Origin of the sequence: Herbaspirillum sp. 1130 (assembly GCF_017833835.1) — a bacterium.
GTDB classification, from domain to species: domain Bacteria; phylum Pseudomonadota; class Gammaproteobacteria; order Burkholderiales; family Burkholderiaceae_D; genus Herbaspirillum; species Herbaspirillum huttiense.
The window spans coordinates 1042303-1068163 of sequence record NZ_JAFICQ010000001.1 but is presented as its reverse complement, the minus strand read 5'-3'; the positions used below and the strand labels follow the sequence as shown (position 1 = coordinate 1068163).

Below are 25861 nucleotides of genomic sequence, written 5' to 3'. Positions count from 1 at the left end.
CGCAATGGCTTCCTTATCCAGCCGCCTGATGAGCAACAAGCGCTTTGAGTTTGTGTCGACGGCATTCGATCGCGACAAGTTCGCGGTAGTCAACATGCAGGGATTCGAATCGCTATCGAAGACCTTTCGCTTCACGCTGACGCTGGTCACCGACGATGCAACGATCGACTTCGACCAGATGCTGCAGAACCCGGCGACCTTTTCCATCTTCGCGCCCGATGGTGGTGGTGCCGTACCTTACCACGGCGTGCTGGCGGGATTCGACCAGTTGCATCGCGCCGACGGCTACGTGTTCTATCGCGCAGTCCTTGTGCCTCACTTGTGGCGCTTGTCGCTGTATCGCGTGTCAGAGGTGTACCTCAACGAACAGACCATCCCGTCCATCATAGAAGGCTTGCTTAAGGGAGCGCGCCTGCCTGCCTCAGCATTCGAATTGAAATTGACGGGCGATTATCGTCCGCGCAGTTTCGTTTGCCAGTATCAGGAAACCCATCTTGACTTCCTTTCCCGCTGGATGGAAAAAGAAGGCATGTATTACTGGTTCGATCATGGCGGTCGCGCCGAGAAACTGATCATCGGCGATCACCGCATGATGCATGCACAGGACGCGATCAAAGTGAGCTACCGGCCCGCCGATGAACTCGATACTGGCGCAGCCGCGGATGCCGTCCAGGGATTCGTCTGCAAACAGAAGCCCCTGCCTTACCAGGTGATCCTGCAGGATTTCAACTATCGCAAGGCAGCGGTTGAACTGAAGGTATCCGATATCGTTTCCGAAAACGGCTTCGGCGATGTGATGATTTACGGCGAGAATTTCCGCAATGAGCAGGAGGGAAAGCGCTATGCGCGCCTGCGCGCCGAAGAAATTGCCTGTGGAGGCAAGCTGTTCGCCGGGGACTCGACAGCCGTCGGTTTGCGTAGCGGTTATTTCATGGAGCTGGCACAACACTACCGCGAAGATTTCAACGGAAAGTACTTGGTCACCGAGATCACGCATGAAGGGTCGCAGGCCGGGGCGTTGCTTGAGGGGATCCGCAGCCCGTACAGTCAAAGCGGTGCCGGTGGCGAGACCAATTACCACAACAGTTTCGTGGCGATCAGGTCGGACGTGCAGTTTCGCCCCGAGCGCGTAACCCCCAAGCCGCGCGTGGCTGGCACCATGAACGCTACCATTGACGGCGAGGGCAGCGGGGAATATGCCGAGCTCGACGAATTTGGACAGTACAAGGTACAACTGCCGTTCGACCAGAGCGACAAGAATGCCAACAAGGGATCGGCGCGCGTTCGCATGGCGACCCCCTATTCGGGCAGCAATCACGGCATGCATTTCCCCTTGCACAAGAACGCGGAAGTGCTTTTGTCATTCACCGATGGCGATCCCGATCAACCCGTGATACTGGGCGCTGTCCCCAACTCGGAAAATGTCAGTCTGGTCAATGCCAACAGCGCTACCGAGAACCGCATCAGCACCAAGGGCGGCAACCAGATGCACATGAGCGATGTGAAGGGCAAGGAAGTGATCTGGCTCAACTCCCCATTCCATCACAGCAGTATCGGCATCGGGTCGGTGGATCCCAAAGGGGGGGGCAGCATCTACAGCGCGACCAAGGGCAGTAGTGATTCGGTATCTTTCGGCAACTCCAACAGCATGTCGTTCGGATCGAAGAATTCGCTGTCGGCAGGCACTGCCAGCAGCCTGGATCTCTCGATCGCCAACAAGGTGTCGATCGGCGCGTCCATTTCCATTGGCCTGGCCAACGACATCAAGTGGAACATGAACCTCAATCCCCTCAGTGCGATCGACGCATTGAAGGAGATTACGCCCAAGAGTTTTACCATTGACGACAGCAGCTCGGCCAAATTCGTCTCCGAATCCACCAGCGAGACAGCGCTGGAAAGTTATTCCATTTCGGCCGGGCATGCCGATCTCGATCCGCTGGTGGCCACAGCCAAGACGGCAAAGAGGATCTTGCGCACCGCCATCGGTGCCTACACCACGGTGAATCTGGCGGCATCGACGGTCTTTTCCATGGGGGTGAACGGGCAGTTGAAGGATGCCAATTACGATACCAACAAGAGTGCAGCCGACCTTCGCCGAGATGAGTTGAAGAAAAAACGCGATGCCGACAAGGCTTCCGAGATCAGCGATGTTGAAAAGTCCTACGAGAAAAAGACCAGCGAGGCCGATGTAGCTGCCAAGAAGGCAGCACTGGAGGCCATCAACAAGAAATACGCGGCGCTCGATGTCGAGGACAAGCAGGTCATGACCGATTCCCACTTTGTCGGCGGCTGGCCCGGTATCATCACCAAATTCGGCGTGGATGCCATTGCCAACACGGCGGCGATGGTGGCTATCCAGGGCGCTGCACGGGTCGTGACCTCAAAGCTCAAAGCTGCGGCCAAGACCTTGGTCAGCAAGATGTCGATGGACAAGACCGGGATCAAGATGACGGTGGACCTTCCGCTGGGTGCGTTGCCGGCGGCCGGGCCCCGCAATTCACTCTCGCTGGACGCCGATGGCGTCAACCTGAAGGCCAGTGATGCCAACGACATCTTGCAGGCCAAGCTGCATTTGCATCCGACCGATGGCGGTGTGATGAGCATGTCGGCCGCCCGGCGCGTGCATGTGTCGGCCAGCCAAACAGGCATGCAGCAGATGGCGCAAAAGATCGTTCTTTCCGCCGACGCTGCCGCGATGCAGGCTGGACCGACCAACAAGTTCTCGGCCACCGCCACGGAAGTCGGTATGGCCACGGCAGCGGCCTCGGTCAAGCTCACGTCTGCTGACGCGACCATGGCCGCATCGACCGTCAACGTCAAGGTCACCGCCACGGCGATCAACCTCAATTCAACGGGCGGAATGGCTCAGCTGGGAGCGACCGGTGTGACGCTCAATGGCGCGATGATACAGCTCGGCTGAGGGCAAAACCCCATGAAAGTGTTCAAACCCAACGACCTTGCCCTGCTGTATCGCACCTATACCTTCGCTGGTCGCAAGACGTTGTCACTCGGCATGCTGGCCATGTTCCCGTATTCTGGTGGCGGCCGGGAATCGCTGGTGCAGGAGCCTCAATTATGGGGCCTTACCGCGCAGGCGCTGGCGGCCATCGGCATCGACGCGCCCCTCGATGAGGGTTGGTCCAAGCCGGCGTCGGAATACATGGTGATCGGCTCGGCATTTGCGCCAGGTGCGAACAAAGGCGCAGAGGTCCCCCAGATCGCTGTCACGGCCACGCTTGGCGGGGTCACCAAGCAACTGTATGTGTTCGGGGATCGCGAGTTCGGCCTCGGCGGCTTGCCATCCGCAGCCCAGCCCTTCAACCGCATGCCGCTAGGACCGGCGCAGGCATTTGGCGGCGCCGGTTTCAAGGACAACCCGTCCGGGAAAGGCTTCGTGCCGATGCCAGGCCTCGACGGTAGACGGCGGCGTGCTCTGCCCAATGTGGAGCATCCGCGCCAGTTGATGGCGGCGGTCTCGGACGAGCCGATGCCGGCAGGTTTTACGGCGCTGGCACCGGACCACAGCGTACGCAAGGCCTTGCTCGGCAAGTTTGACCAGCGTTGGACGCAACAGACTTGGCCGCATCTGCCGGAAGAAACTCAGATGAACTATTTCATGGCAGCACCGCCGGATCAACGCATGCCAGGATACTTGCGCGGCGACGAAGCCTTCGCGTTGGATCACTTGCATCCGGAGTGGGCTCACATCGAGGGGCGTTTGCCCGGCCTGCGGGCGCGTTGCTTCATTGAGCGCGCGCTGGCGAGCGGCGGCAAAGAATTTGTCGAGCTTCAGCCGCGAGCCGAAACCGTTTGGTTCTTGCCCGAGCAGGAGCGCGGCATCATCTTGTATCGCGCTGCCACGCAGATACAGGATAGCGACGGCGACGATGTGACCTACGCGCTTTTGGAATGGGAAATGCTGGCTGAGTCGCCTTTGCCGTTCGCCCATTACGAGGCGCAATTCCGGAATCAAATTGCGCAAGCACAAGCAGCGGCACCCATCGATGTGGCACCGCCGATTTCTCCAGTCATTCCACCGGCGGAAATCGCGCTGCCGGCGGCTGCCGTGCCTGCCGTAGCTGCGGTACCGGCGCTGGAGCCTGAATTGTTGGAAATCGAGAAGCTGACGGCTTCTCTACAGGCGCACACCCATGCCGTGTTGCGTCGGCATGGACTGAGCGAAGCGGATATCACCCGTCCCGCCGTTGAAGCTCCTGAGACCTCGCTGGCGGAAATCGAGGCCCTCACCGAGCAGATGCGTGCCGAGACCCAGGCTTTACTGAGCAGGAACGGCTTGACCGAGGCTGACATCATTCACCCGCCGACCGAACCGCCAAGGACATCGCTGGAGCAATTGCAGCTCATAACGTCCCGGATGGAGGCCGACAAGGCGGCGTTCATGCAAAAGCATGGCGTCACCGACGCCCAGCTTCAGGGCTGGCTTTTACAGCAGGGCCAAAGTGACGCTGCCAAATTCATCGGAGATGTACCGAAGGCCTTGGCGCAGCAACAGGTAGAGCTTGATGCGCTGCAGGCCGCGATTGCAGCAGCAGCGGCGCTGCCGGTCGCCGCCGCAGCGCCGACCTTGCCAAAGCTACCGGACCTGCCGCTCTTGGCAAATGAACAGGCAGTCAAACTTACGCGAGAACAAGTCATCGAGCGTCATGCACAGGGAGAAAGTTTGGCTGACCTGGACCTCTCGGGACTCGATCTTTCGATGCTTGACCTCAGCGGTGCCGTCTTCAGCAACGCCTTGCTGACGCAAACTTCGTTCTGCAAATCGCAGCTGGGGCGTGCTCGTTTCGACGGTGCCGTGCTGCAAATGGCTGACTTTACAGAGGCCGATCTGAGGCATGCGGTGCTGTCCGGTGCCTCAGCTGACCGCTCCGTCTTTACCACCTCGCAATTGGAGGGAGGCGACCTGAGCAAGGCTGATTTTACGGGTGCCGATTTTTCGGCTGCCTCGCTGTCCGGGGCCAGCCTGTTCCATGCGGTCTTTGCCGATGCCGCCATGGATGGACTTAAGGCGGGTGGCTGTCAGGCGATGCAGGCCAGTTTTGCGGGGGCATCCCTCCAGAGCGCCGATTTATCGGGGGCCGTGCTCACCGCAGCGAGTTTCGCCGGCGCCAACGGCGCTGGGATCAGTTTGGGTCGTAGTATGTGCGACAACGCCGATTTCCACGGCGCCCAGATGCCAGGTGCCGACTTCACCGGCGCCAGCCTGCAAGGCTCGCGGGCTGGCGTCGGCTCCGTGTTCGACGGCGGCATCTTCAGTGCCGCGCAGATGACCGGCGCCAGTTGGGAAGGCGCGTCAGCCAGGTCGGCGCGGTTCGACCAGGCCACGCTGGATCAATCCGATCTGTCCCGTTTGCAGGCGCAGGATGCCATTTTCGCCGGAGCCTCCGCACGCGGTGCGAGGTTGGCCAAGGCCGACCTGACGGGCGCAGACCTCAGTGCGGTCAATCTCTTCAAGGGATCCCTGCGCAAGGCCAAGGTGGAACGTGCCGTCATGCATCATGCCAACCTGTATGGCGTGGATGTGGAGGAGGTCAAGATCAGTCGGGCCGCACTGGAGGGTGCCGATACCGGCCAGACCCTGCTGCAAGTCCGCCCGCCGACGTAACTGCGAGGCAAGGGGCTTATTCCACGCGTTCGCGGGCCGGGCCGACGGCCTTCCCGGTCGGGTCGAGCAAGACCGCCTCGCCAGGGTCGAAGGGAACATCGACCGTGTACTCCTCGCCGTTGAAGCGGTAGCCGATGCGGTACAGGGAGTCCTCGTGCGACATCAGCAGCTGTGGACCGCAGGTCTTGTCGCGCACGAAAGTCTCGGGAGCGATCTCGCCGTCCGGGTCCGAGGGTGGGGCAGGAGGCACCGCCGGGGGGAACACCGCGTCCCACAGCGCCTTGCCTACCAATGCCCCGGCCAAGGCACCCGGCAGGGTCTTCTTGAAACGATCGTGTTTGCCCAGCTTGTCGGCAATGCCGCCGCCCACCAGCGCGCCGGCCACGCCCCCGGGACCCGCGAAGTAGCCGCCCAGGCCGCTGCCGGCAACCACCGGCAGCATCCATTTGCGAGCCGCGGCGTCGGAAGCCAGGCGCTTGAGCATCCAGCCACCGGCTATTCCGCCCATGGCCGCGCCGACCAGCGGGAACAGGTTGCGGACGAAGAAGGGCTTGGCATTGTCCTCGCGGATGGCAAGGTCTCGTTGCGAAATGAGGGTGTCCCAGCACTGCTCGCCGACGCTGCGGTCACGGTTCTGGGAGGCATAGACGAACAGAACGGGCGCCACCGTGGTGCGGGTTTCGGGCCCGTTGTCAAACTCCGGCAACTTCAATGGCGCGGCCTGTGCCCCCGTGCAGGCCAGCAGCAGCGTGAGGAGCAACGCGCTACGGACTAAGGGACAGGGCAGGCTGGGGCGAATTGTCATCTCGGGCAGGGGAGTCGGTATGGGGGGCTGGCGGCAATGCAGGACGGCAATTGAGCGCCGAAACGCATCACGGGATGCTAACGCCATCCCGGGTCTTATTGAAGATATTCGACTCGGCCATTGAATTACATCTGACATATAGACCGAAATCAGCCTGTTTTTGATGGTTTAATTTGAGACACTTGTAGGAAAATTGCATGATTTGCTAATTCCGCTCGCCGTTTCGGGTGGTCGATGTCCTCAGGGCAGGCGGGGTTGTCCTGCGGGCAGGCATCATGCACAACGATAATAAAAGGCTTTCAATTGCAATCGCAAAGCAGACATCAGGGAATGTTGCTGCGTCCACGAAGGATTGCGGCCTGGAAGGCGTGGACTGCCGTGGCGCTGGCCGTAATCACCGGCGCAGGGTGCGCGGCGGCCAATTCCGCCATGGGCGGAAACAGCCGCAAGGATGCGTTGGCCGAGGTCGCCTGGGAATTCGCCAAGGATGGCGTGATGCTGGAGTTGTCGGCCGAGCGCGAGCTCAACCGCTACGGCGGCGAGTCCCACACCTTGCTGCTGGGCATATACCAGATGGAAGACGCCGCCGCCTTCTACAAGCTGATTGCCGATCCCGCTGCACTGGCGCGTAGCCTGTCCGCCAACAAGGGCAATGAAGGCTTCGTCCAGTTCACCCGCTATGTCGTCGATCCCGGGCAGCACTCCATTCTCATCCTTGATCGGGCGCAGAAGGCCAAGTTCATTGGCCTGGTGGCTGGCTATTATCAGATGAGCGGTCCCACGGCGGCACGCCTGTTCGAGATTCCGCTGACCGTGGCCAGCGACGGACTGTTGTCCAAGACCTGGAAAGCGGCACCGGCCCAACTCGCGGCGCGTGTCAAGTTCGGCCCGGACGGCATTCTCAATGCCGAGCGGCTGAACTACGATCCGAGCGAGAAGAAGATGCAGCAGGCGGTGCCGCTGGATGGCGGCGGCAAGGAGATCAAGCTCACCGCCGATACGATCCAGGAAGCCGTTCAGGCTGGCCAGGCACTGAAAAAGATTGGGGATTGAGTCACGATGGAAGATAACAAGGCGATCTACTGGCATCAGGGCATGTTCATGCAGCCCCAGCATTTCCAGATGGCGGACTTGCACGGCCAGTTCCGCAACAAGCCCTTGCTGGAGTCGGGGCTGCCGCACTTCTGGGGCGTAGGGGAGCTGATCCTGTCGGCCTCGGCAGCCTCCAACCGCATCATCGAGATCGAGCGGGCGCAACTGTTGTTCCCCGACCGCAGCTACGTCGAATATCCCGGCAACGCGGCGATCGCGCCGCGCTCCTTTGACAGCGCCTGGATCGAGGGCGACAAGCCCTTCAATGTCTATCTCGGTATCAAGAAACTCAATGACCAGGAAAAGAACGCCACCCAGGCCGATTCCCTGGCAGAGGCTGCCGCTGCACCCACGCGGTTTGCTTCGCTGAGCAACACGCCAGAGGTGCCGGACCTGTATTCCGACGGCCCCCCGTCGCAGGTGCGCACGCTGTTGCATGTGGTCAAGGTGTTCTTCGAGTCCGAACTGGAAAATCTGCAGGGCTACGATCTCATCCCGATCGCGCGCCTGGTGCGTGATGGCGACACCATCAAGCTGGCCGACAACTTCATCCCTCCCTGCTATACGCTGGGAGGCTCGGAGGTGCTCATGCGCACCATCCGGGACATCCGCGACGAACTGTCCGGGCGAACCCGCCAGCTGCAGGAATACAAAAGCCCGCGTGAAATGCAGAAGGCCGAGTTCGACGCCAGCTACATGGTTTTCCTGTTGGCGCTGCGCTCGCTGAACCGGGCCAGCCCCTACCTGTTCCACCTGACGGAGACACGCCAGGCTCACCCCTGGATGGCCTATGGTGCGCTGCGTCAGCTCATTGGTGAACTGAGCTCTTTCTCGGAACGCTTCAACATGCTGGGCGAGGCCAGCGATGGCACACCCGGCTTGCCCCCTTACGACCACACCGAACTCAACAAATGCTTCTCGCGCGCCCACGCGCTGATCAGCAACCTGCTCAACGAAATCACGGTGGGCCCCGAGTTCCTGGCGATCCTGGAATATCGTGATGGCTACCATGCGGCGGAACTGCCTCATACCTTCTTCGATCGTCGCAACCGCTTCTACCTGGTGGTCAGAACTGAGCAGGATCCCAAGTGGGTGGCTGACGCGCTGCTCAACGACGCGCGCCTGGCCAGCCCGGAGGATATCCCGGGGCTGGTATCGCACGCCTTGCCCGGACTGGAGCTGATCCACATGCAGGTGGCGCCGCAGGGCTTGCCGCGCCGTGCCTATTCGTATTATTTCCGCATCGAACAGATTAGCCAGCTGTGGGACTCAGTCGAACGTCACGGTGCAATCGCGCTGCAGTGGCTGGATGCCCCCGACGACCTGAAGGCTGAAATCGTGGTGCTCAGACGATGATGAGATTACTCGACTGCTTTATCCCGCTGTTAGCGCAGATTCGCCAGTTCCAGCGCCAGCCCGTGGGGGACCCGGCGGCGCTGTCGGCGCAGCTGGACGCGGCCATTGCGCAGGCACGCCGGGCCGGGCAGGACGCCGGACATGCCGATGCCGATATCGAGGAGGCATTGTTCGCCGTGCTGGCGCTGGCCGACGAGATCATCCTGGCTACCGACTGGCTGGGCCGCGCAGAATGGCAGCGACGTCTGCTGCAGCGCCGTTACTTCGGCATTACCAATGCCGGTGTGGCCTTCTACACCCGGCTTGACGCTCTGGATGCCTCCCGGAGCGGCGTACGCGAAGTGTATTTCCTGTGCCTGAGTTTGGGCTTCGCCGGCCGCTATGGTTACGACCGCAACCAGAAGGCGCTCACCGACATCAAGCGCAGCAACCTGGAGCTGCTGCAGCAGGACGAGGATGGGCTGCCGGCAGAGGCCGGCAGGTTGCTGTTTCCTGATGGTTATGGTGCTGCCCTGCAACCTGGCGAACCGGAGCGCAAGCCCGTGCGTAGCCGGCGTCGCTGGAAGCTGTCCTCGTTCGCCTTCAACGCCATGCTGCTCCCACTGCTGGTGCTGGTGGTGTTGTACGGCATCTATCACGTCATCATCTGGCAGGTGGTCAATACCATCCTGCCGCAGATAAGCATATGAAGACATTCGGAAAGTTCTTGTTGTGGCTGGTGCTGCTGGTCCTGCTCGCCCTGGGCTGCTGGGGCGCTGCCCTGTACATGGCTTGGCCGCTGTGGGTGGCGCTGGCGCTGTTCTGCGGTGTCATCGGAGTGTACTTCCTGAGTAAATTCCTGCGCCGCGTGTACATCGTCATGCGCTCGCGGAGCAAGCTGGCGCAGCAGGACGTAGCCACCCGCAGTTCGGTGGCGCAGGCCGCTTCTCCGGAAGCACTGCTGCGGCGCAAATGGAAGGAGGCCGTCGCGACTTTGCGTGGTTCCAGCCTGCGCCGGCGGGGCAACCCGTTGTACGTGCTGCCTTGGTACATCGTGGTGGGCAAATCCGGTACCGGCAAGACCACTGCGCTCACACGGGCAAGGCTGTCCTCGCCGATCCAGCGGGTACGACAAAGCGGACCTGTGGAGCAGACTCAGAACTATGACTGGTGGTACTTCGACCAGGCGGTGGTGATCGACAGTGCCGGGCGCTACGTCGATGCCCAGGACAGTGAGGCCGATCGTCGGGAATGGGAACTGGGCCTGGACTTGCTGGCGCGTTATCGGCCGCGCGAAGGGATCGATGGGCTGGTACTGGCCATCGGCACCGATCGCCTGGCCAATGTGTCGCGCGATGAACTGGCAGAGGAAGGGCGGGTGGTACGCGCGCGTATCGAGCAGCTGATACAGATGTTCGGCAAGCGCTTTCCGATCTACGTGCTGGTGACCAAGTGCGACCAACTTTACGGTATGGAAGAGTGGGCTAAGCGCATGCCCGAAAACACGCTCGAACAGGCCATGGGTTACCTGTCCGACGAAATCGTCGGCGACCGCAGCGCGGCACAGTTCCTGCAAGGCGCGTTTGACAGCATCGGTGCGCGTTTGCAGCAACTGCGCATCGCACTGGTGGCACGCATGGCAGGCGCGGCGGGAGAAGCGGCCTCTCCTGAGCTGCTGCTGTTTCCCAATGAACTGCAGAACCTGCGTCCCAAACTGGAGTTGTTCCTCAACGCCTGCCTGGCGGACAATCCTTACCTGGAGCGCCCCTTCTTGCGCGGCCTGTTCTTCTCCAGTGGCCTGCAGGAGGGTGGGGCGGTCTCATCTTTGCTCGGGCAGGTGCTGCCTCCGGTGGCACCGCATCCGAATACCCATGCAGGACTGTTCCTGCATGATTTCTTCGGCCGCATCCTGCCGCAGGATCGCTTCGTTTCGCGTCCTGCCGAGCTGGTCAACCGCTGGCGGCAGGTGACACGGAACCTGGGAGTGGTGGCGTGGATCCTCATTGCCTCGGCGGTGGGGATCATGATCACGGTTTCCTTTGTCTCCAACATGGAGACGCTGTCGCTGGTACGCGAGAAGCGGCCGTTCGACGTGCGATTCAGCGGCATCATTGAACAGGACATTCCGGCCTTGCAGAAGGTCAGCGATGCGGTGCAACTGGTGGAGCGGCGCAATGAGAACTGGAAGACCGAATGGATGGTCATCGCAACCAACATGGATGACCTGGAGGCCCGGCTCAAGCTCAATTTCGTCAGCAATTTCCGCAAGTACGTCCTGCCGGTGACGGTGCAGAACTACCGCGATGATTTCCAGCGCGTCCAGAGCAGCGATCCGGACAAGGAGCTCCCGCTGCTGATCCGCAACCTGGTCCGCTACACCAACCTGGTCCACGCGCGCATGCAGGGTGCCGATCGCTCTGTGCTCAAGCAGATGCCTGCGTTGGTGCATATCCGGCGATACACGCCCCAGCAGTACCAGCAACTCAACGAACTGCGCCTGTCTCACCTGGCGTGGACGCCGCTGAACGACCCGTACTTGGCGGATCGCCTGCGCGAGGACCAGGCGACGCTGGATCGCGTGGCGTACGCCGACGGCCAGATGACCTGGCTGGCAGGCCTGGTTGCCGACAATGGCACGCCGGGCACGGCGGCCTCGGCCGTGACTGCTGGCGACTTCTGGAGCACCAGCACCAGTGGCGATGCCAACCGTTCGGGGACGATTGTGCCGGCGGCTTTCACCAAGGCCGGCAAGAAGGAGATTGACGCCTTCCTGGCCGAGATGGAAAAGGCCATGGACGATGGTCCACGCTTCCTCCAGCATCGTGCCGCCTTCGAGCAGTGGTACCAGGACCAGCGCATGCTGGCATGGCAACGTTTCGTGACGGACTTCGGCGGCCCGGAAAAATTGTTGCGCACCGAGCCCGAATGGCGTTCCGCGCTGGGTAGCATCACCGGTTCGCAAAGTCCCTATTATCGCCTCATCGATCGACTCAACGACGAGTTCCAGGATGTCGATACCAAGGAACTGCCAGGTTGGCTGGTCCTTGCACGCGAGTTCAGGCAATTGCGCGGCCAGGCAGTACGCTCCGGACTGGCCAGCCAGACCGTGGGCAAGGCGGTGCAGATGGTTGATTCCATCAATGCCGTCGGCGGCCAGGCTGTGCGTGAGACCCTCGCCGGCCAGCCGGTAGCCGGCCAGCAGACGTTGTTGAAAAACCTGTCCGCGGTCGACACCCTGGCCAAGTACCAGGACGAAATCAACAAACTGGCCGCTGACGCTGTGGTCGGCACAGGAAAGTCCTACCAGTTGGCGGCCGATTTTCACCAGTTCGGCATTGATCCGGCCGTCAAGTCTTCCGGCGCGCATGTGGCAGCCGGTGCGCTGGTGCAACTCAAGCAACTGGTCGGCCATCGCGAGGCGGCAGATGATGCCGTCTGGAAGCTTATTGAGGGACCGCTCAACTTCACCCTGACCTATATCGAGCAGCAGGCCTCTTGCGAACTGCAGAAGGACTGGCAGGCCAAGGTGCACTGGCCATTGCAGACTGCCCCGGACAAGGCCGCCATGCTGGATCAGCTGTATGGGGCCAAAGGGACCGTATGGGCCTTTGCGGACGGGATTGCCAAGCCTTTCCTTGAGCGCGATGCACGTCGCTTCCGTATTGTCGAGACCTTGGGCTACAGCGTGCCGTTCACCGGGGCTTTCCTGCCTACCCTCAACGCTGCCGTCGACAAACGCGTAGCCCAGCTGGTCAGCCAGCAGCGCGAGGAAGCCAGCAAGCAGGCCGAGCAGTTGCAAGCGCAGCAGGCCCAATTGCAGGCCCAGCAGGCGCAGGCCGATATCGAGCGCACGCAGGCCGAAATCAAGCAAAAAACCGATGCCCTCAAGGCACAGGTGACGCAGCTCTCGATCGTGGCCCAACCGACCGGTGTCAACGGCGGGGCCCTTGCCAAGCCGTTCGAGACCGTGCTCTCGGTACAGTGTGCGGCGGGAGCGCAGGTGCTGGACAACTACAACTTCCCGGTCAGCGTGGCTTTCCCATGGGCACCAGGCCAATGCGGTGAAGTCAGCCTGCAGATCAAGATCGATACGCTGGTCCTCACCAAGAAATACCCGGGTGCCATGGGCGTACCGAATTTCCTGCGGGACTTCCGCGGCGGGGTGCGTCAGTTTGACGTGGACGAGTTCCCTGCCGGCCGCGAGGGACTCGAGGCGTTGGGTGTGAAGCAGATCTCTGTCCGCTACAACTTCGAAGGACAAGACGCCATCCTGAAGACCGCCCAGCAGCTCGATGCCTACGCCAAGCTGGACAAGGAGGCCGCCGCCGAGAAACAGAAACTGCAAGATGAGCAGTTCAAGCGCTCTCAGGAAAATATCCAGGCCAAACTCGCTGCGCAGGCGCCACGTGTGGGCGGACAGATCGTCGAGCCGTCCAACGAGGTGTTCTTGCCGCCACAGATCGGCGCTTGCTGGGACAAAGAAGCCGTCAAGGATCGCTCGCGCAACATGCAGTCCATCATCAACGAGCTGGTCAACAACCAGGTTTCATTCGATGCGGTCAGCACGGGTAGCGCTCCTGGCGTGGGCAGCCGTACCGATCCGCCGGTGCCGGCCACGCCCCAGGCGCCGGTCGGCAAATCGCCGGTGCCGGCGCGCAAGCCCTGACGGCGGCGGACGACGGGCATGGTCAAGACCGGCGATACCGTAGATTGGGCGCGCAGCCTGGGCGGTGCTGTTGGCTGCGCGCTACTTTACTACCTGCTGGCCAGCCCGGCGGTGGGCATCGAGCAGAGCACCACGCTCTCCGCCATTGCCTGGCCGGCACCGACTTTCATGATCGCGCTGCTGTGGCGCAAGCCGCTGCGAGAGTGGCCGGTGTATCTGGTGGCCGTGATGGTGGCGATCATGTTCGTGGGCCAGCATGATCGCCTCAGCGTCTATACCGATGCCGGATTTGCCGTGCTCAACGCCTTCGAAGTGGCGGCGTGCGCGCTGGTCGGACGACGCTTCGTGGCGCGCGACGGACAGCTTGATACGCTGCGTCGCCTGAGCCGCTTCCTGTTGTTGCTACCGGTCGGCGTCATCGCCGTGGTCGCCGCCTGCGGGGCCACGCTGGCGGTGCACGCGATGCACGGCAACTGGTGGCACGAATGGAGCACCTTGCTGGTCGGCAACGGGCTGGCGATCCTGGTGCTGGTTCCAGCCTTCCTGACCTGGTCCGGCGCGCACGGCAATGCACGCCTGCTGAGCCTGCCTTCCATCCTGTGCTCGTTGATGGTGCTTTGCGCATTGCTGGCCAGCGTGACTTTCGACCTCCCCGAGGAGGTAATGCGGGTCATGCTGTCGCTGGCGCTGGCCGGCGCGGCGCTGTATGGCGGCATGCGCAGCGCGACCCTGACCATGAGTACGGCGGCGGTGCTGGCGGTGCTGCTGACACTTTATGATCTTGGTCCTTATCGCCAGGATGGACTGGACAGCACATTGCGTCTGCAGATCGACCTGGCTGGCTATGCGATGCTGACCTTTTTCATCGCGGTCGCCATGCGTGAACGCCAGGCACTGACGCTGCGCATGGAGCAGATGCGACGCTTCGAATCATTGGGCCTGATGGCCGGGAGTATTGCCCACGATTTCAACAATGTGCTGGGGGCCGCCGGGGGGTATGCCGAACTGGCCGCCGAGCGCCTGCCCGCAGAGTCGCCAGCGCAGGTTCCCTTGCGAGAGGTGTGTTCGGCGGTGGCGCGCGGGCGTGATCTGACTGAGCAAATACTGCTGGCGGGCCGACGCGGCGATCGGCAGCGAGCGCTGTTGGATCTGCGCGCGCCGGTCGACGAAGCCGTGCGACTGGCACGGCCGCTGTGCCGCGAAGGCATTCACATTTTCTTCACCCCGCCGGAGCAGGCGCTGCCTGTCCGCGCCAATGGCGGACAGATCACGCGAGTCGCGTTGAACCTGATTCGCAACGCCAGCCTGGCGGCGCGCCGCGAAGTGCGCGTCAGCCTGCATCATGGACAGGCAGAGGCCGCCGGTTTGATGATCGGTGAGGTCCCTCCCGAGGAGGCGGTCTGGCTGGAGGTGACGGACGACGGCGCGGGCATTGCGAGGGAACACCTGGCCCGGCTTTTCGAGCCATTCTTTACCACCCGTGGCGGTCCGGGCGGCAAGGGAACCGGCCTGGGCCTGGCCATCGTCGCGGGCATTGCCACCGAACACGACGGCGGGGTGGCAGTGCTGACCAGCCATGAGGGCACAGTATTCCGTTTGCTACTGCCGGTGGAGTCGCAACTGGCTGGCCAATTGGCCCGTAGCGCGGATGCCGACGCTGCGCAAACTCCGTCCTCGCCGATTTCATCAACAGGCGAGGTCATCACCTCGCTGGTGCCATCGTGGTCCGGATCGCATGACACGGCATCGGAAATGACCGCCGACGACAGGACCAACGTGATGGAGTGGGAAGGGCAGGGGCAGAGCGTGTTCCTGGTCGACGACGATCCTGCGTTGCGGCCGCTTTACCAGCGCTGGCTTTCCGGCATGGGTATGGAGCCTATCGGCTTTGCCGATCCGGTCGAGGCGCTGAACGAGTTGACCATTGAGCCGCGCGCCGTGGACCTGTTGGTGACTGATTTGGACATGCCGCAGATTAGCGGCGAGACATTGATCGTACAAGCGCGGGCGCTGCGCGCCGACTTGCCCGTGCTGCTGTGTTCGGGCAATCATGCGCGACTCGACGAGATGGGCAGGCAACATGACCTGGTCACGCTGCGCAAGCCGTTCAATGAACAGGGACTGCGCCGTGCCGTTCAGGCCGCGCTGGGCAAACCGGAGGAAGAGCAAGAATGAGCACCGTACCACCCCCCAAGATATTGGTCGTCGAGGACGATCATTCGATGCGTCAACTGCTGGTGGAATATCTCGCAGGACATGGTCTGCCGGCCGACAGCGCCATCAATGCCGCCGAGGCCAACGCCGCACTGGCGGCCAGGTCCTATGACCTGGTGCTGCTCGATCTCGGATTGCCCGATGCGGATGGTGCCGAACTGGCGCGCCAATGGCGCCGGGAAAGCAATATGTCCATCATTTGCGTGACGGGAAGGGATGAGGAGGCGGACCTGGTCATGGGTCTGGAACTCGGTGCGGATGATTACATCACCAAGCCGTTCTCGTTGCGGGAAGTGCTGGCACGCGTGCGCGCCGTGCTGCGCCGTACCGGCCAGGTGGCACAGACCCCTGTGACGCGCGGAAAGCACCCACGGGCCTATCAGTTCGCCGGCTGGAATCTCAATCTCAATACCCGCCGCCTGACGGCGCCGGACCAGCGCAGCGTGGCGCTGACCAATGCCGAATTCAACCTGCTGGTGGTGTTTCTCAGCGCACCCGGCCGCATCATCTCGCGCGAGCAACTCATCGAGGGCACGCGCGCCTTCGATGACGTGTATGACCGGGCCATCGACGTCCAGATTCTCCGGCTGCGGCGCAAGCTGGAAGCTGATCCCAAGAATCCGGCATTGCTGCGTACCGAGCGGGGGGCTGGCTATTTCCTCGATACCGAAATCGAGACGCTGTGGGGCTGAAGCTTTGCAGACCCGTCATTGAACTGAAGAGGATTTCCACGTGGATCTGACCCAACTCTCGACCATCGGCGGCGCGCCGGTCAGCGAGGCCCAGCCGGCCGGCACCGATGTGCGCGACCAGCCCGAATTTGACCTCCTGCAAAACGAGATCGCCAAGCTATCGAGCCCGGCCGGAAGTGGTGGCGTCGACTGGGAGCAGGTCGTCAGCCAGGCGGCTGCGCTGACCTCCGGCAAGGGCAAGGACATCATGGTGGCCTGCTACCTAGTCGGCGGCTTGCTGCAGACCAGGGGACTCGAAGGCCTGGCGGTCGGTCTGCAAGTACTTGACGAGATGCTGCAAGCCTACTGGGATGGCATGTACCCCCCGCTGGCCCGGCTGCGTGCGCGTCGCAATGCGCTGCAATGGTTGATGGACCGTATCGCCTCCCACGGCAGCGAACACGACTGGTCCTCCCTGCCACCGCAAGAAGCGGACCTGGTCGAAGCGTTGCGTGAGCGCCTCAAATCCATCGATGCGTTCGTGGCGGCCAAGGATGCTGATGCCCCGTCGCTGCGTCCGGCCGTCAGCCAGGTTGGCAATTTGCTGGTCAAGGAGAGTACGCCACCACCACCGCTCGTGGTGGCCGCGTCTAGCTCGACCCCATCGGCCGCCCAACCTGCGCCTGCAGTCGCGGCGAGCAGTGTGGCCGCGACTGTTGGCCCCGCCAATAATGCAGTACCGCCAACCATGGCTGCCATTGCCGCTGGGCCGGTCGATACCCCCGAGGCTGCCGAACAAGTCAGTAGCGAGGCACTCCAGCGGCTGGCCGATATAGCGCAGTGGTTGGGGGAAGGTGAGCTGAATCAACCGACCGCCTTCCGACTGAACCGGATTGCTGCCTGGGCCGGCATCGAGCAACTGCCCCCCGCCAACAGCGGCAAGACCAGTCTGCCGGGCCCGGTGCCGCAGGTGCAGGAAGCGCTCAAGGCAATGCAGAACCGCCAGGCGGATGAAGACATCGTGCGTTTTGCCGAAGCGCAACTCGCGATCTTCCCGTTCTGGCTCGACCTCAACGCCATCGCTGCCGAGTCCTTGCAGCGACTGGGACAGGCCTATGACAGTGCGCGCCGCGAGGTCATCGGTGCCAGTGCCTGGCTCTACGCCCGTCTGCCCGGCATCGTCGCGCTGTCGTTTTCTGGTGGCATGCCCTTTGCCAGTCCGCAGACGCGTGAATGGCTGGGGAGCCTGGGGCAGGGTGCTAGCGCCGGGACCGTCAACGCGCCACTCGTCGATCCGGCGCAGGCTGCCGCCGGCAAGGCACGTGCGCTGGCCGCCGACGGCGACTTGGGGGCCGCAGCCCAATTCCTGCAGCAGGCCATCAGCGAGAGCCAGGTACCTGCACTGCGTTTCCGCTTGCGCGTGCAGCTGTGCGAACTGCTTTTTTCGGAGCGGCCTGGTGCCAACCTCATGCCTTTTGCGCGCATGCTGGTCGACGAAATCATCCGATTCAACCTGACCGACTGGGATCCGCCACTGGCCGCCGCCGGGTTAACCGCAGCGTGGCGCATTCTTTCCGCCGACGATGAATTGAAGGCGGAGACCGACGGCTTGCTGGCGCGCCTGGCGAGCATCGATGCCGAAGCGGCGGTGCGACTGGTCACCTGAGTGGCGGTGCATCGTCGGTCAGGCGCATCTTGACCACGGCGACATCACGAATTTTTCACGCGTGCGAGACTTCAACATGACAAAAACAATCATCATCCTATCATTCGGGCTGGCCCTCGGCGGGTGTGCTACCGAGGCCTACCGGGCTGCTGCGGACCAGTGCTCCCCCGCGGCCTATGCACAATACCCCGTGATCAACCAGCAGAAAATGGAAATGCGCACGCGCTCGGTCCAGGTGCCTACCGGCCAGACCAAGTGCACATCCACGGTCAACGGCAACAAGACTGACACCACCTGCACCGACATTACCCGTACGGAATATCAACAGTATCCGGTCTATGTAACGGTCGACATCAACGAAGACGGGCGCGACAAGGTCATTGCCGCCTGCGCCCGCGACAGGTGCCTGAAAACCCACGGCAATCCGGACTGCGAGTGAAGTCCATGTGAACCTTCCTACGCCATCGGACCGGTCAGGACATGTCTGGGGCAGCAGTGTCGCTCACGATGGCCAGCCGTTCCTGCAGAACGGCGCTGCTGGTAAGGCCGATCATCTCGGAGAAGGGCGTACGCGCCATGGAGGGCAGGGCTGGGGAAGCGAGACTGCTTTGGGCGTGGAGGCGTTCGATGAGGGTCCCATAGTTTTCCTGGCCGCCCACGATGACGTCAAACCAGTTGAGATAGGCGCGCTCGACGTTGGGCAACTGGGTCAGTCTCCGGCTCAGGCGGCCAATTTTGGTGGCTTGGTCGATGAGGATGATTTCGATTTCGATGAGCGAAGTACTCAGGCGTTCGCGCAGGGCGCCGTCCCAGCGCACGCTGATCTCCGGCAGGAACACATAGCGCAGTCCGCGGACCATCGCGACGCCGTGACCAGGTGCAGGGATGGTCGTAAAGCCGTCGATCGGCCAGCCATCGCCCGGGAATTCCAGCACGGCCTTGCGCAGGGGAGCCAATTGACCGATGCGAACCGGATGTTCAAAGAGCACGGTCAGGCCGGGTCGTGCATTGTCGGTCCATTCATCGGGTTCTAGCGTACGCGCCACGAAGGCGTCGAGCTGCTGGGCTGCCTCGGCCTGGCGAAATACCACCTCGACAAAGGCCGGCGTATTGAAATGCGCTTGCGCCCATACCTCCAGCCCTACCGAGAGTTCCTGGCTGATGCCGTAACGGCCCAGCACTGACTGAACGGAAAAACGCTCGACACCGGGATCGGCTTGCAGGCGCCGTTCGATTGGTGCGATGAATTCGCGAAAGCTGTGCCGGCCAGGATAGACGTGGCTGGCAGGAAGAACCGCGCCATTTCCCTGATTCAAGCGCGCCAATCCGCCGGTGGCGGCCTGCTGGGTCAAGCCGATGAAGTACATGTTCCCTGGTCTTGGAAGAAATGCCGGCCCGGGCGGGCCGGATCTGGCGATGCGGCCCTCATTGTAGAGGCAATGATCCAGATTGTATGCAGTAAATGGATGCCGACGAGACTGGCTTCGGGCGCGCGAGAATTTCCGGCATGAGTTCCTTGGCCTGGCCGTATGTCAGTTGTAACTTGTTGAGCTTCTGGTTGAAACACGGCGCTAACCGGGCTGGCCCAGAATACGTTTCATGCACCGGGGCAAACAGCAAGCCAGCCCGGGCAGGCGCCTCAGACCAGTTTGGGCGTCGACACGACAGGACGGTTCAGACATGGGGTCGCCACCGTCACCATCAATCACTGACATACGTAAAGGAAACCATCATGCCGATGCCATGCTACCTGATCCTCGAAGGCCAGAACCAAGGCAAGATCGAAGGCTCGACCAAAGTGAAGGGTCACGAAGGCAAGATCCTGGTGCAAGCCGTGGATCACACCATCGAGATCCCGAAGAGCCCGCAGACCGGGCTGCCGACCGGCAAGCGCGTGCACCTGCCGATGACGCTGACCAAGGAAATCGACAAGTCCTCGCCCAAGCTGTTCCAGGCGCTGACTTCGGGCGAGCAGATGAAGGATGTGACGCTGGAGTACTACCGCATCTCGCCCAAGGGCACGGAAGAGAAGTACTACACGGTCAAGCTGTCCAACGCCATCCTGACCAATATCCGGGCCTGGACGCCGAACTGCCTGACGCCGACCAATCAGCAGATGGGCCACATGGAAGATATCTCGTTCACCTACGAGAAGGTCACCTGGACCTTCGATCCAGACGGTATCGAGGCTGAAGACTCCTGGCTCGCTCCGAAGTCCTGAGTGCCTGGAGGGGGATACCAGTAGCGCCGGCTCTGCCAGCAGGCAGGGCTGGCGCTGTTGTTATCTGACCCATGTGGGAAGGCTTCGATGAACGAGAAAAGAATGTTCAATGGAGTTTGTAGGCACAGCTGCGATGATTTATCGGCATGTAGCCCCTGACTTTTGGCCATCTGCCGGACATTGATCACGACATTTTCTTCGCCTGACGAAAATATGCCGCCGGTATGACAAGGCTGAGCCGCCGAGAAGGAAAAACAAAGGCCTCTGCTGCATGAGCGGTAGGGGCCTTTTTGTTTGCACCTAAACAGAGTCAGCTTCTGATTCTGCTGGCATTACTGTGCTAAAACTGTCACACAATACGCGCAACAATGTCAGTCGAGAATTTCTAAGTCTTTGATTTCAAAGAGATTTTCTGGTGCGAGGAGGGGGACTCGAACCCCCACACCATTGCTGGCGTCAGGACCTAAACCTGGTGCGTCTACCAATTTCGCCATCCTCGCTGAAGGGGGTCGGGCACCGGTGCGATAGCAGTCTGGCAGGGCTTTCGCAGCAGACCTGCCGCTACCGATGCAGGTAGCAATTTGTCAAAGCGCGCCATTGTACTGCAAGGTGTTGTCACTGTGGGCGTTTTTCTGTGCGGACATTTTTGTGCCGCCGCTGATCGGTAGTACCATGCCGCTTCTTCTTCCAGCCAGCAGGATCGCCATGACACGCTATCGTCACTACAAGGGCGGCATCTATGAATATATCGACGAAGCCATCCTCGAAGCCGACCTCACGCCCATGATCATCTACCGCGCCGCCGACGGCCGCCTTTGGTTGCGTCCGCGCGATGTCTTCTTCGAAACGGTCGAAGTCGATGGCAAGCAGGTGCCGCGTTTCGAAAAGATCGAGGACTGACCCTGCCCGTAGCGCCGAGTGGCTGCTGCGATTCGATGCAAAACCGCGTCGCTGGCCGATGCAAGCTGAACAATGCGCGCGCATGACGGTCTACTTCACTCCTTCATAAATTCAATTCACCTTATTCGGGCATCCTCATGAAACATCAAGCACGCGCCCTGGTCGGGGCGATCTTCTCCGTCTGCGCCCCTGCCGCCACCATTCCCCATGTGGCCTCGGCCGAAGAACTGGCCGACGTCAGCACCGCCTTCCGCTGGCTGGGCAAGAACGACCGCGTGGTCATCGAAGCCTATGATGATCCCAAGGTGCAGGGCGTGACCTGCTACGTCTCGCGTGCCCGGACCGGCGGCGTGAAGGGCACGGTCGGCCTGGCCGAGGACAAGTCGGAAGCCTCCATCGCCTGCCGCCAGGTGGCGCCGGCCCTGCAATTCCAGGACAAGCTACCGGTCCAGGAAGACGTCTTCAGCGAGCGCATGTCCATTCTCTTCAAACGCCTGCACGTCGTGCGGGTGGTCGATACCAAGCGCAATACGCTGGTCTACCTGACCTATTCGGACAAGCTCATCGATGGCAGCCCGATGAATGCCGTCACCGCCGTGCCGGTGGCACCTTCCACGCCGATTCCGGTGAAATGAGGAAAATTCTCTAAATTCTTTACGGTGGACTTTGCTGACAGGCAATCCATGGGCGGCGGTCACGTGTTGGCGGGCCGCACCGGCGCTGGCCCGGCGGGCTTTGGAGGGGATTTGCTGCTGTTTGCAGCATGGCAAGCCCATTTTTGGACTATCGGCGCTTTTTGCGTATAAAATAGCGAGCTTTAGCGCGGCCGGGCAGGGCGCTTTTCGTCTGCAGTCTGATGATTGGGATGGAAGACAGCATGCTCCGGCTTACGGAATTCTTAACATTTGGACGATTTAAATGGCAACTGCAGTCGAAACCCTGAGCAAACTCGAACGTCGTATGACCCTGTCTTTCCCGCTGGCCGATGTTCAGGCTGAAGTGGAAAAGCGCCTGAAGGTGCGCGCCCGTACCGCCAAGGCACCGGGTTTCCGTCCGGGTAAAGTGCCGATGAAGATGGTTGCCGCCCAGTTCGGCTACCAGGTCGAAACCGAAGTCCTGAACGACAAGGTCGGCCGCGCATTCAACGACGCTGCTGTCGAAAACAATCTGCGCGTGGCAGGTTTCCCCCGCATCGAACCCAAGACCAGCGAAGAAGCCGGCGAAGGCAAGCTGGCCTTCGACGCCACCTTCGAAGTCTATCCGGAAGTCACCCTGGGCGACCTGTCCGGCGCTGAAGTCGAGAAGACCACCGCGGCCGTCTCCGACGCCGAAATCGACAAGACCATCGACATCCTGCGCAAGCAGCGCGTGCACTACCACGTCAAGGGCGAGCAAGGCGCGCACGGCGACGGCGGTGCCGACCAGTCGGCCCAGAACGGCGACCGCGTGACCGTGGACTTCGTCGGCAAGATCGACGGCGTCGAATTCCAGGGCGGCAAGGCCGATGCCTTCCCGTTCGTGCTGGGCGAAGGCCGCATGCTGCCGGAATTCGAAGCAGCCACCATCGGCCTGAAGGTCGGCGAGTCGAAGTCCTTCCCGCTGGCTTTCCCCGAGGACTATCACGGCAAGGACGTGGCCGGCAAGACCGCTGAATTCACCATCACCGTCAAGAAGATCGAATGGGCCCACATGCCTGAAGTCGATGCAGTCTTCGCTCAATCCCTGGGCATCGAAGACGGCGATCTGACCAAGATGCGCGAAGACATCAAGAAGAACCTGGAGCGTGAAGTCACCGCCCGCACCAAGGCCAAGACCAAGGACAGCGTCATGAACGCCCTGATCAAGGCGTCGGAACTGGAAGTGCCCAAGGCCCTGATCGATCAGGACGTCGAGCGCCTGTCCGAAATGGCCCGTCAGGACATGGCCCAGCGCGGCATGGACCCGAAGGTCATGCAACTGCCCAAGGAACTGTTCACCGCCCAGGCCGAGCGCCGCGTGCGCCTGGGCCTGATCCTGGCTGAAGTGGTCAAGCAGAACAAGCTGGAAGCCACCGAAGAGCAGGTCAAGGCCCAGATCGAAGACTTCGCCCAAAGCTACGAAGATCCGCAACAAGTGCTGAAGTACTACTTCTCCGACCGTCGCCGTCTGGCCGAAGTCGAAGCTCTTGTTTTGGAAGAAAACGTCGTCAACTACGTTCTCGGCAAGGCCAAGGTCTCGGAAAAGCCGGTTTCGTTCGACGAACTGATGGGTAATCAGGCGCAAGCGTAATCCGGTTTTCTCTAGTAGTATCAGAAAACTCTTACGCTTAAGGATGCATACATGACAGGTCTGATGAAGCAATCTGCACTGGATACCCAAATGCTCGGCATGGTGCCGATGGTGATCGAACAGAGTGGCCGTGGCGAACGCGCTTACGACATCTATTCGCGCCTGCTGAAGGAACGCATCATTTTCCTGGTCGGACCGGTCAATGATGCGATGGCCAACCTGATCGTGGCCCAGCTGCTGTTCCTGGAAAGCGAAAACCCGGACAAGGACATTTCCCTGTACATCAACTCGCCTGGCGGTTCGGTTTCGGCCGGCATGGCGATCTTCGACACGATGCAGTTCATCAAGCCGCAAGTGTCGACGCTGTGCACGGGTCTGGCTGCCTCCATGGGCGCTTTCCTGCTGGCTGCTGGTGCCAAGGGCAAGCGTTTCTCGCTGCCGAACTCGCGCATCATGATTCACCAGCCTCTGGGCGGCGCCCAGGGCCAGGCATCGGATATCGAGATCCAGGCACGTGAAATCCTGTACCTGCGTGAACGTCTGAACACCATCCTCGCTGAGAAGACCGGCCGTAGCGTCGAGCAGATCAGCAAGGACACCGATCGCGACAATTTCATGTCGGCCGAGGCCGCCGCGGAATACGGTCTGATCGACCAGGTGCTGACCCAGCGCGCTTGAGTTTGCGTCATCGCATTGGCGACGATCCAACGCGAAAAATGCCCGAACGTAATGCTGTTCGGGCATTTTTTTTGGCCAAATTTTGACGGAATTGGCACAGAGCGGCTTTTCGGGTTCTATTTGCTTGATAAATGGCACCTGGGCTGACATATAACGGTCATACGGCAGTCCTGTGAAGCAATTTGGGACAGCAAAAATGACCAAGCCGTGACGAATCCGGATTTCGCGGGTATGATCGGGTCGTAACTTTTACTCTAGTAGCTCTATGTCCGAGAAAAAATCTTCCAGCGGCGAAAAACTGCTTTATTGCTCCTTCTGCGGCAAAAGCCAGCATGAAGTGAAGAAGCTCATCGCCGGTCCTTCGGTCTTCATCTGCGACGAATGCATCGACCTGTGCAACGACATCATCCGTGATGAAGCCGCCAGCGTGGAAAGCGTCACCGGCACCAAGTCGGATCTGCCAACCCCGCAGGAAATCACCGACCTGCTGGATCAGTACGTGATCGGACAGGCTACCGCCAAGCGCATCCTGTCGGTGGCGGTCTACAACCACTACAAGCGCCTGAAGCACCTCGGCAAGAAGGATGACGTCGAACTGGCCAAGAGCAACATCCTGCTGGTGGGCCCGACCGGCTCCGGCAAGACCTTGCTGGCACAGACCTTGGCACGCATGCTCAACGTCCCGTTCGTGATCGCGGATGCGACCACCCTGACCGAAGCCGGCTATGTTGGCGAGGACGTCGAGAACATCATCCAGAAGCTGCTGCAGAACTGCAATTACGAAGTCGAGAAAGCCCAGAAGGGCATCGTCTACATCGATGAGATCGACAAGATTTCCCGCAAGTCGGATAACCCGTCCATCACCCGCGACGTGTCCGGCGAAGGTGTGCAGCAAGCCCTGCTGAAGCTGATCGAAGGCACCATGGCATCGGTGCCGCCGCAAGGTGGCCGCAAGCATCCGAACCAGGACTTCGTGCAGATCGACACGACCAACATCATGTTCATCTGCGGCGGCGCCTTCGATGGCCTGGCCAAGATCATTTCCGACCGTTCCGAAAAGAGCGGCATCGGTTTCTCGGCCAGCGTGAAGAGCCAGACCCAGAAGAGCAATTCGGAAGTGCTGTTGAATGCCGAGCCGGAAGACCTGGTCAAGTTCGGCCTGATACCGGAACTGGTGGGCCGTCTGCCGGTGATCGCGACCTTGAACGAGCTGGATGAAGAAGCCCTGATCCAGATCCTGATCGAGCCCAAGAACGCGCTCATCAAGCAGTACGCCAAGCTGTTGCAGATGGAAGGCGCAGAGCTGGAAATCCGTCCGGCGGCCATGCACGCCATCGCCAAGAAGGCCCTGGCGCGCAAGACCGGTGCACGCGGCCTGCGGTCCATCCTGGAGCACGCCCTGCTGGACGTGATGTATGAACTTCCGAGCGAGCAGAACGTTGCCAAGGTGGTGGTCGACGAGAACACCATCACCAATGGTGCCAAGCCGCTGTTGATCTATCACGACCAACCCAAGGTCTCGGGCGGCTGATTGCCCGGCAAGTGAAGTAAAGAGCAGTAAAAGGAAGGCCCCCAAGTGGGGCCTTCCGGAAGCAAGAAGCCACCACGAAGTCCGGTCACCGCAAACACGGTAAAATAAACCGGCGCACATAACTGGCTTCCATCGAAAAGCCACCCGGAGCTAGCTTCGCGTGTGGCTTTTTTATTTTGTTGCGATCATGA

Annotated in this window: 19 protein-coding genes and 1 tRNA gene; 16 read left to right on the top strand and 4 right to left on the bottom strand. The window is 61.1% G+C overall.

The features are described 5' to 3' along the window. The first annotated feature begins 4 nt into the window (after window positions 1–4). Window positions 5–2920: a type VI secretion system tip protein TssI/VgrG gene (tssI, locus tag JOD78_RS04645; RefSeq protein WP_209570209.1), complete on the top strand. Its 2916-nt coding sequence runs from the start codon at window positions 5–7 to the stop codon at window positions 2918–2920. Window positions 2921–2932: 12 nt separating this feature from the next. Further along, window positions 2933–5623 carry a DUF2169 domain-containing protein gene (locus JOD78_RS04640; RefSeq protein ID WP_209570207.1) on the top strand — a complete coding sequence of 897 codons (2691 nt, stop codon included), beginning with the start codon at window positions 2933–2935 and terminating at the stop codon, window positions 5621–5623. A gap of 16 nt (window positions 5624–5639) precedes the next feature. Here JOD78_RS04640 and JOD78_RS04635 read toward each other — a convergent pair whose 3' ends face one another. Next, complete coding sequence (locus JOD78_RS04635; RefSeq protein ID WP_134040116.1) at window positions 5640–6428, bottom strand: hypothetical protein; 789 nt, start codon at window positions 6426–6428, stop codon at window positions 5640–5642. A gap of 330 nt (window positions 6429–6758) precedes the next feature. On the opposite strand from JOD78_RS04635, the gene JOD78_RS04630 reads away from it, so the two are divergent. The 8 genes from JOD78_RS04630 (at window position 6759) to JOD78_RS04595 (ending at window position 18511) form a co-directional block, all read left to right on the top strand. Beyond that, window positions 6759–7481, top strand: a complete 723-nt coding sequence (locus JOD78_RS04630; RefSeq protein WP_158601252.1) for a type VI secretion lipoprotein TssJ — start codon at window positions 6759–6761, stop codon at window positions 7479–7481. Window positions 7482–7487: 6 nt separating this feature from the next. Beyond that, window positions 7488–8876 (top strand): type VI secretion system baseplate subunit TssK, encoded by a 1389-nt coding sequence (gene tssK, locus JOD78_RS04625; protein ID WP_209570205.1) that lies wholly within the window; start codon window positions 7488–7490, stop codon window positions 8874–8876. After that, window positions 8873–9565: a DotU family type IV/VI secretion system protein gene (locus JOD78_RS04620; RefSeq protein WP_245201977.1), complete on the top strand. Its 693-nt coding sequence runs from the start codon at window positions 8873–8875 to the stop codon at window positions 9563–9565. Before tssK ends, JOD78_RS04620 begins: the two co-directional genes overlap by 4 nt. Beyond that, window positions 9562–13521, top strand: a complete 3960-nt coding sequence (locus JOD78_RS04615) for a type VI secretion protein IcmF/TssM N-terminal domain-containing protein (protein WP_121041412.1) — start codon at window positions 9562–9564, stop codon at window positions 13519–13521. The genes JOD78_RS04620 and JOD78_RS04615 overlap by 4 nt, the downstream gene beginning before the upstream one ends. A gap of 18 nt (window positions 13522–13539) precedes the next feature. Further along, window positions 13540–15696, top strand: a complete 2157-nt coding sequence (locus tag JOD78_RS04610; protein WP_121041410.1) for an ATP-binding protein — start codon at window positions 13540–13542, stop codon at window positions 15694–15696. Next, a complete protein-coding gene (locus JOD78_RS04605; RefSeq protein ID WP_034331631.1) occupies window positions 15693–16427 on the top strand; it encodes a response regulator in 735 nt (244 codons plus the stop codon). The genes JOD78_RS04610 and JOD78_RS04605 overlap by 4 nt, the downstream gene beginning before the upstream one ends. A gap of 40 nt (window positions 16428–16467) precedes the next feature. Next, window positions 16468–18072 carry a type VI secretion system protein TssA gene (gene tssA, locus JOD78_RS04600; protein WP_311433698.1) on the top strand — a complete coding sequence of 535 codons (1605 nt, stop codon included), beginning with the start codon at window positions 16468–16470 and terminating at the stop codon, window positions 18070–18072. Between the two features lie 76 nt (window positions 18073–18148). After that, window positions 18149–18511, top strand: coding sequence for a hypothetical protein (locus tag JOD78_RS04595; protein WP_121042300.1), 363 nt, complete (start codon window positions 18149–18151; stop codon window positions 18509–18511). A 34-nt stretch (window positions 18512–18545) separates the two neighbouring features. On the opposite strand, the gene JOD78_RS04590 is transcribed toward JOD78_RS04595, so the two are convergent. Further along, a complete protein-coding gene (locus tag JOD78_RS04590; RefSeq protein WP_121041408.1) occupies window positions 18546–19439 on the bottom strand; it encodes a hypothetical protein in 894 nt (297 codons plus the stop codon). A gap of 365 nt (window positions 19440–19804) precedes the next feature. Here JOD78_RS04590 and JOD78_RS04585 point away from each other — a divergent pair, with 365 nt between their 5' ends. Next, entirely contained in the window at window positions 19805–20293 is a 489-nt protein-coding gene (locus JOD78_RS04585; RefSeq protein ID WP_034331636.1) for an Hcp family type VI secretion system effector, read from the top strand. A gap of 413 nt (window positions 20294–20706) precedes the next feature. Here the strand turns inward: JOD78_RS04585 and JOD78_RS04580 are convergent. Both JOD78_RS04580 and JOD78_RS28190 read right to left on the bottom strand, forming a co-directional pair. Then, window positions 20707–20793: transfer RNA gene (locus JOD78_RS04580), tRNA-Leu, on the bottom strand. Window positions 20794–20877: 84 nt separating this feature from the next. Continuing rightward, a complete protein-coding gene (locus tag JOD78_RS28190) occupies window positions 20878–21000 on the bottom strand; it encodes a hypothetical protein (RefSeq protein WP_269799922.1) in 123 nt (40 codons plus the stop codon). Between JOD78_RS28190 and JOD78_RS04575 the strand changes: the two genes are divergently transcribed. The 5 genes from JOD78_RS04575 to clpX all read left to right on the top strand — a co-directional run bounded on the left by JOD78_RS04575 (window position 20999) and on the right by clpX (window position 25670). Beyond that, window positions 20999–21193 (top strand): DUF1653 domain-containing protein, encoded by a 195-nt coding sequence (locus JOD78_RS04575; RefSeq protein WP_034334933.1) that lies wholly within the window; start codon window positions 20999–21001, stop codon window positions 21191–21193. The two genes, JOD78_RS28190 and JOD78_RS04575, sit on opposite strands and share 2 nt — an antisense overlap. A gap of 137 nt (window positions 21194–21330) precedes the next feature. After that, on the top strand, window positions 21331–21828 hold the full coding sequence (locus JOD78_RS04570; protein ID WP_209569643.1) for a CreA family protein: 498 nt from the start codon (window positions 21331–21333) through the stop codon (window positions 21826–21828). Window positions 21829–22111: 283 nt separating this feature from the next. Beyond that, window positions 22112–23461 carry a trigger factor gene (gene tig / locus JOD78_RS04565; RefSeq protein ID WP_034350407.1) on the top strand — a complete coding sequence of 450 codons (1350 nt, stop codon included), beginning with the start codon at window positions 22112–22114 and terminating at the stop codon, window positions 23459–23461. 51 nt (window positions 23462–23512) lie between these two features. Further along, entirely contained in the window at window positions 23513–24139 is a 627-nt protein-coding gene (gene clpP, locus JOD78_RS04560) for an ATP-dependent Clp endopeptidase proteolytic subunit ClpP (RefSeq protein ID WP_034341328.1), read from the top strand. A 265-nt stretch (window positions 24140–24404) separates the two neighbouring features. Further along, window positions 24405–25670 carry an ATP-dependent Clp protease ATP-binding subunit ClpX gene (gene clpX, locus JOD78_RS04555; RefSeq protein WP_121045673.1) on the top strand — a complete coding sequence of 422 codons (1266 nt, stop codon included), beginning with the start codon at window positions 24405–24407 and terminating at the stop codon, window positions 25668–25670. Window positions 25671–25861 lie beyond the last annotated feature (191 nt).

Coding starts and splice junctions, on each gene's coding strand:
- tssK (WP_209570205.1), top strand. CDS start 7,488: ATGGAAGATAACAAGGCGATCTACTGGCATCAGGGCATGTTCATGCAG.
- JOD78_RS04630 (WP_158601252.1), top strand. CDS start 6,759: ATGTTGCTGCGTCCACGAAGGATTGCGGCCTGGAAGGCGTGGACTGCC.
- JOD78_RS04590 (WP_121041408.1), bottom strand. CDS start 19,439: ATGTACTTCATCGGCTTGACCCAGCAGGCCGCCACCGGCGGATTGGCG.
- JOD78_RS04635 (WP_134040116.1), bottom strand. CDS start 6,428: ATGACAATTCGCCCCAGCCTGCCCTGTCCCTTAGTCCGTAGCGCGTTG.
- tssI (WP_209570209.1), top strand. CDS start 5: ATGGCTTCCTTATCCAGCCGCCTGATGAGCAACAAGCGCTTTGAGTTT.
- JOD78_RS28190 (WP_269799922.1), bottom strand. CDS start 21,000: ATGGCGATCCTGCTGGCTGGAAGAAGAAGCGGCATGGTACTACCGATC.
- JOD78_RS04595 (WP_121042300.1), top strand. CDS start 18,149: ATGACAAAAACAATCATCATCCTATCATTCGGGCTGGCCCTCGGCGGG.
- JOD78_RS04615 (WP_121041412.1), top strand. CDS start 9,562: ATGAAGACATTCGGAAAGTTCTTGTTGTGGCTGGTGCTGCTGGTCCTG.
- clpP (WP_034341328.1), top strand. CDS start 23,513: ATGACAGGTCTGATGAAGCAATCTGCACTGGATACCCAAATGCTCGGC.
- JOD78_RS04605 (WP_034331631.1), top strand. CDS start 15,693: ATGAGCACCGTACCACCCCCCAAGATATTGGTCGTCGAGGACGATCAT.
- tig (WP_034350407.1), top strand. CDS start 22,112: ATGGCAACTGCAGTCGAAACCCTGAGCAAACTCGAACGTCGTATGACC.
- JOD78_RS04610 (WP_121041410.1), top strand. CDS start 13,540: ATGGTCAAGACCGGCGATACCGTAGATTGGGCGCGCAGCCTGGGCGGT.
- JOD78_RS04620 (WP_245201977.1), top strand. CDS start 8,873: ATGATGAGATTACTCGACTGCTTTATCCCGCTGTTAGCGCAGATTCGC.
- JOD78_RS04570 (WP_209569643.1), top strand. CDS start 21,331: ATGAAACATCAAGCACGCGCCCTGGTCGGGGCGATCTTCTCCGTCTGC.
- JOD78_RS04575 (WP_034334933.1), top strand. CDS start 20,999: ATGACACGCTATCGTCACTACAAGGGCGGCATCTATGAATATATCGAC.
- JOD78_RS04640 (WP_209570207.1), top strand. CDS start 2,933: ATGAAAGTGTTCAAACCCAACGACCTTGCCCTGCTGTATCGCACCTAT.
- JOD78_RS04585 (WP_034331636.1), top strand. CDS start 19,805: ATGCCGATGCCATGCTACCTGATCCTCGAAGGCCAGAACCAAGGCAAG.
- clpX (WP_121045673.1), top strand. CDS start 24,405: ATGTCCGAGAAAAAATCTTCCAGCGGCGAAAAACTGCTTTATTGCTCC.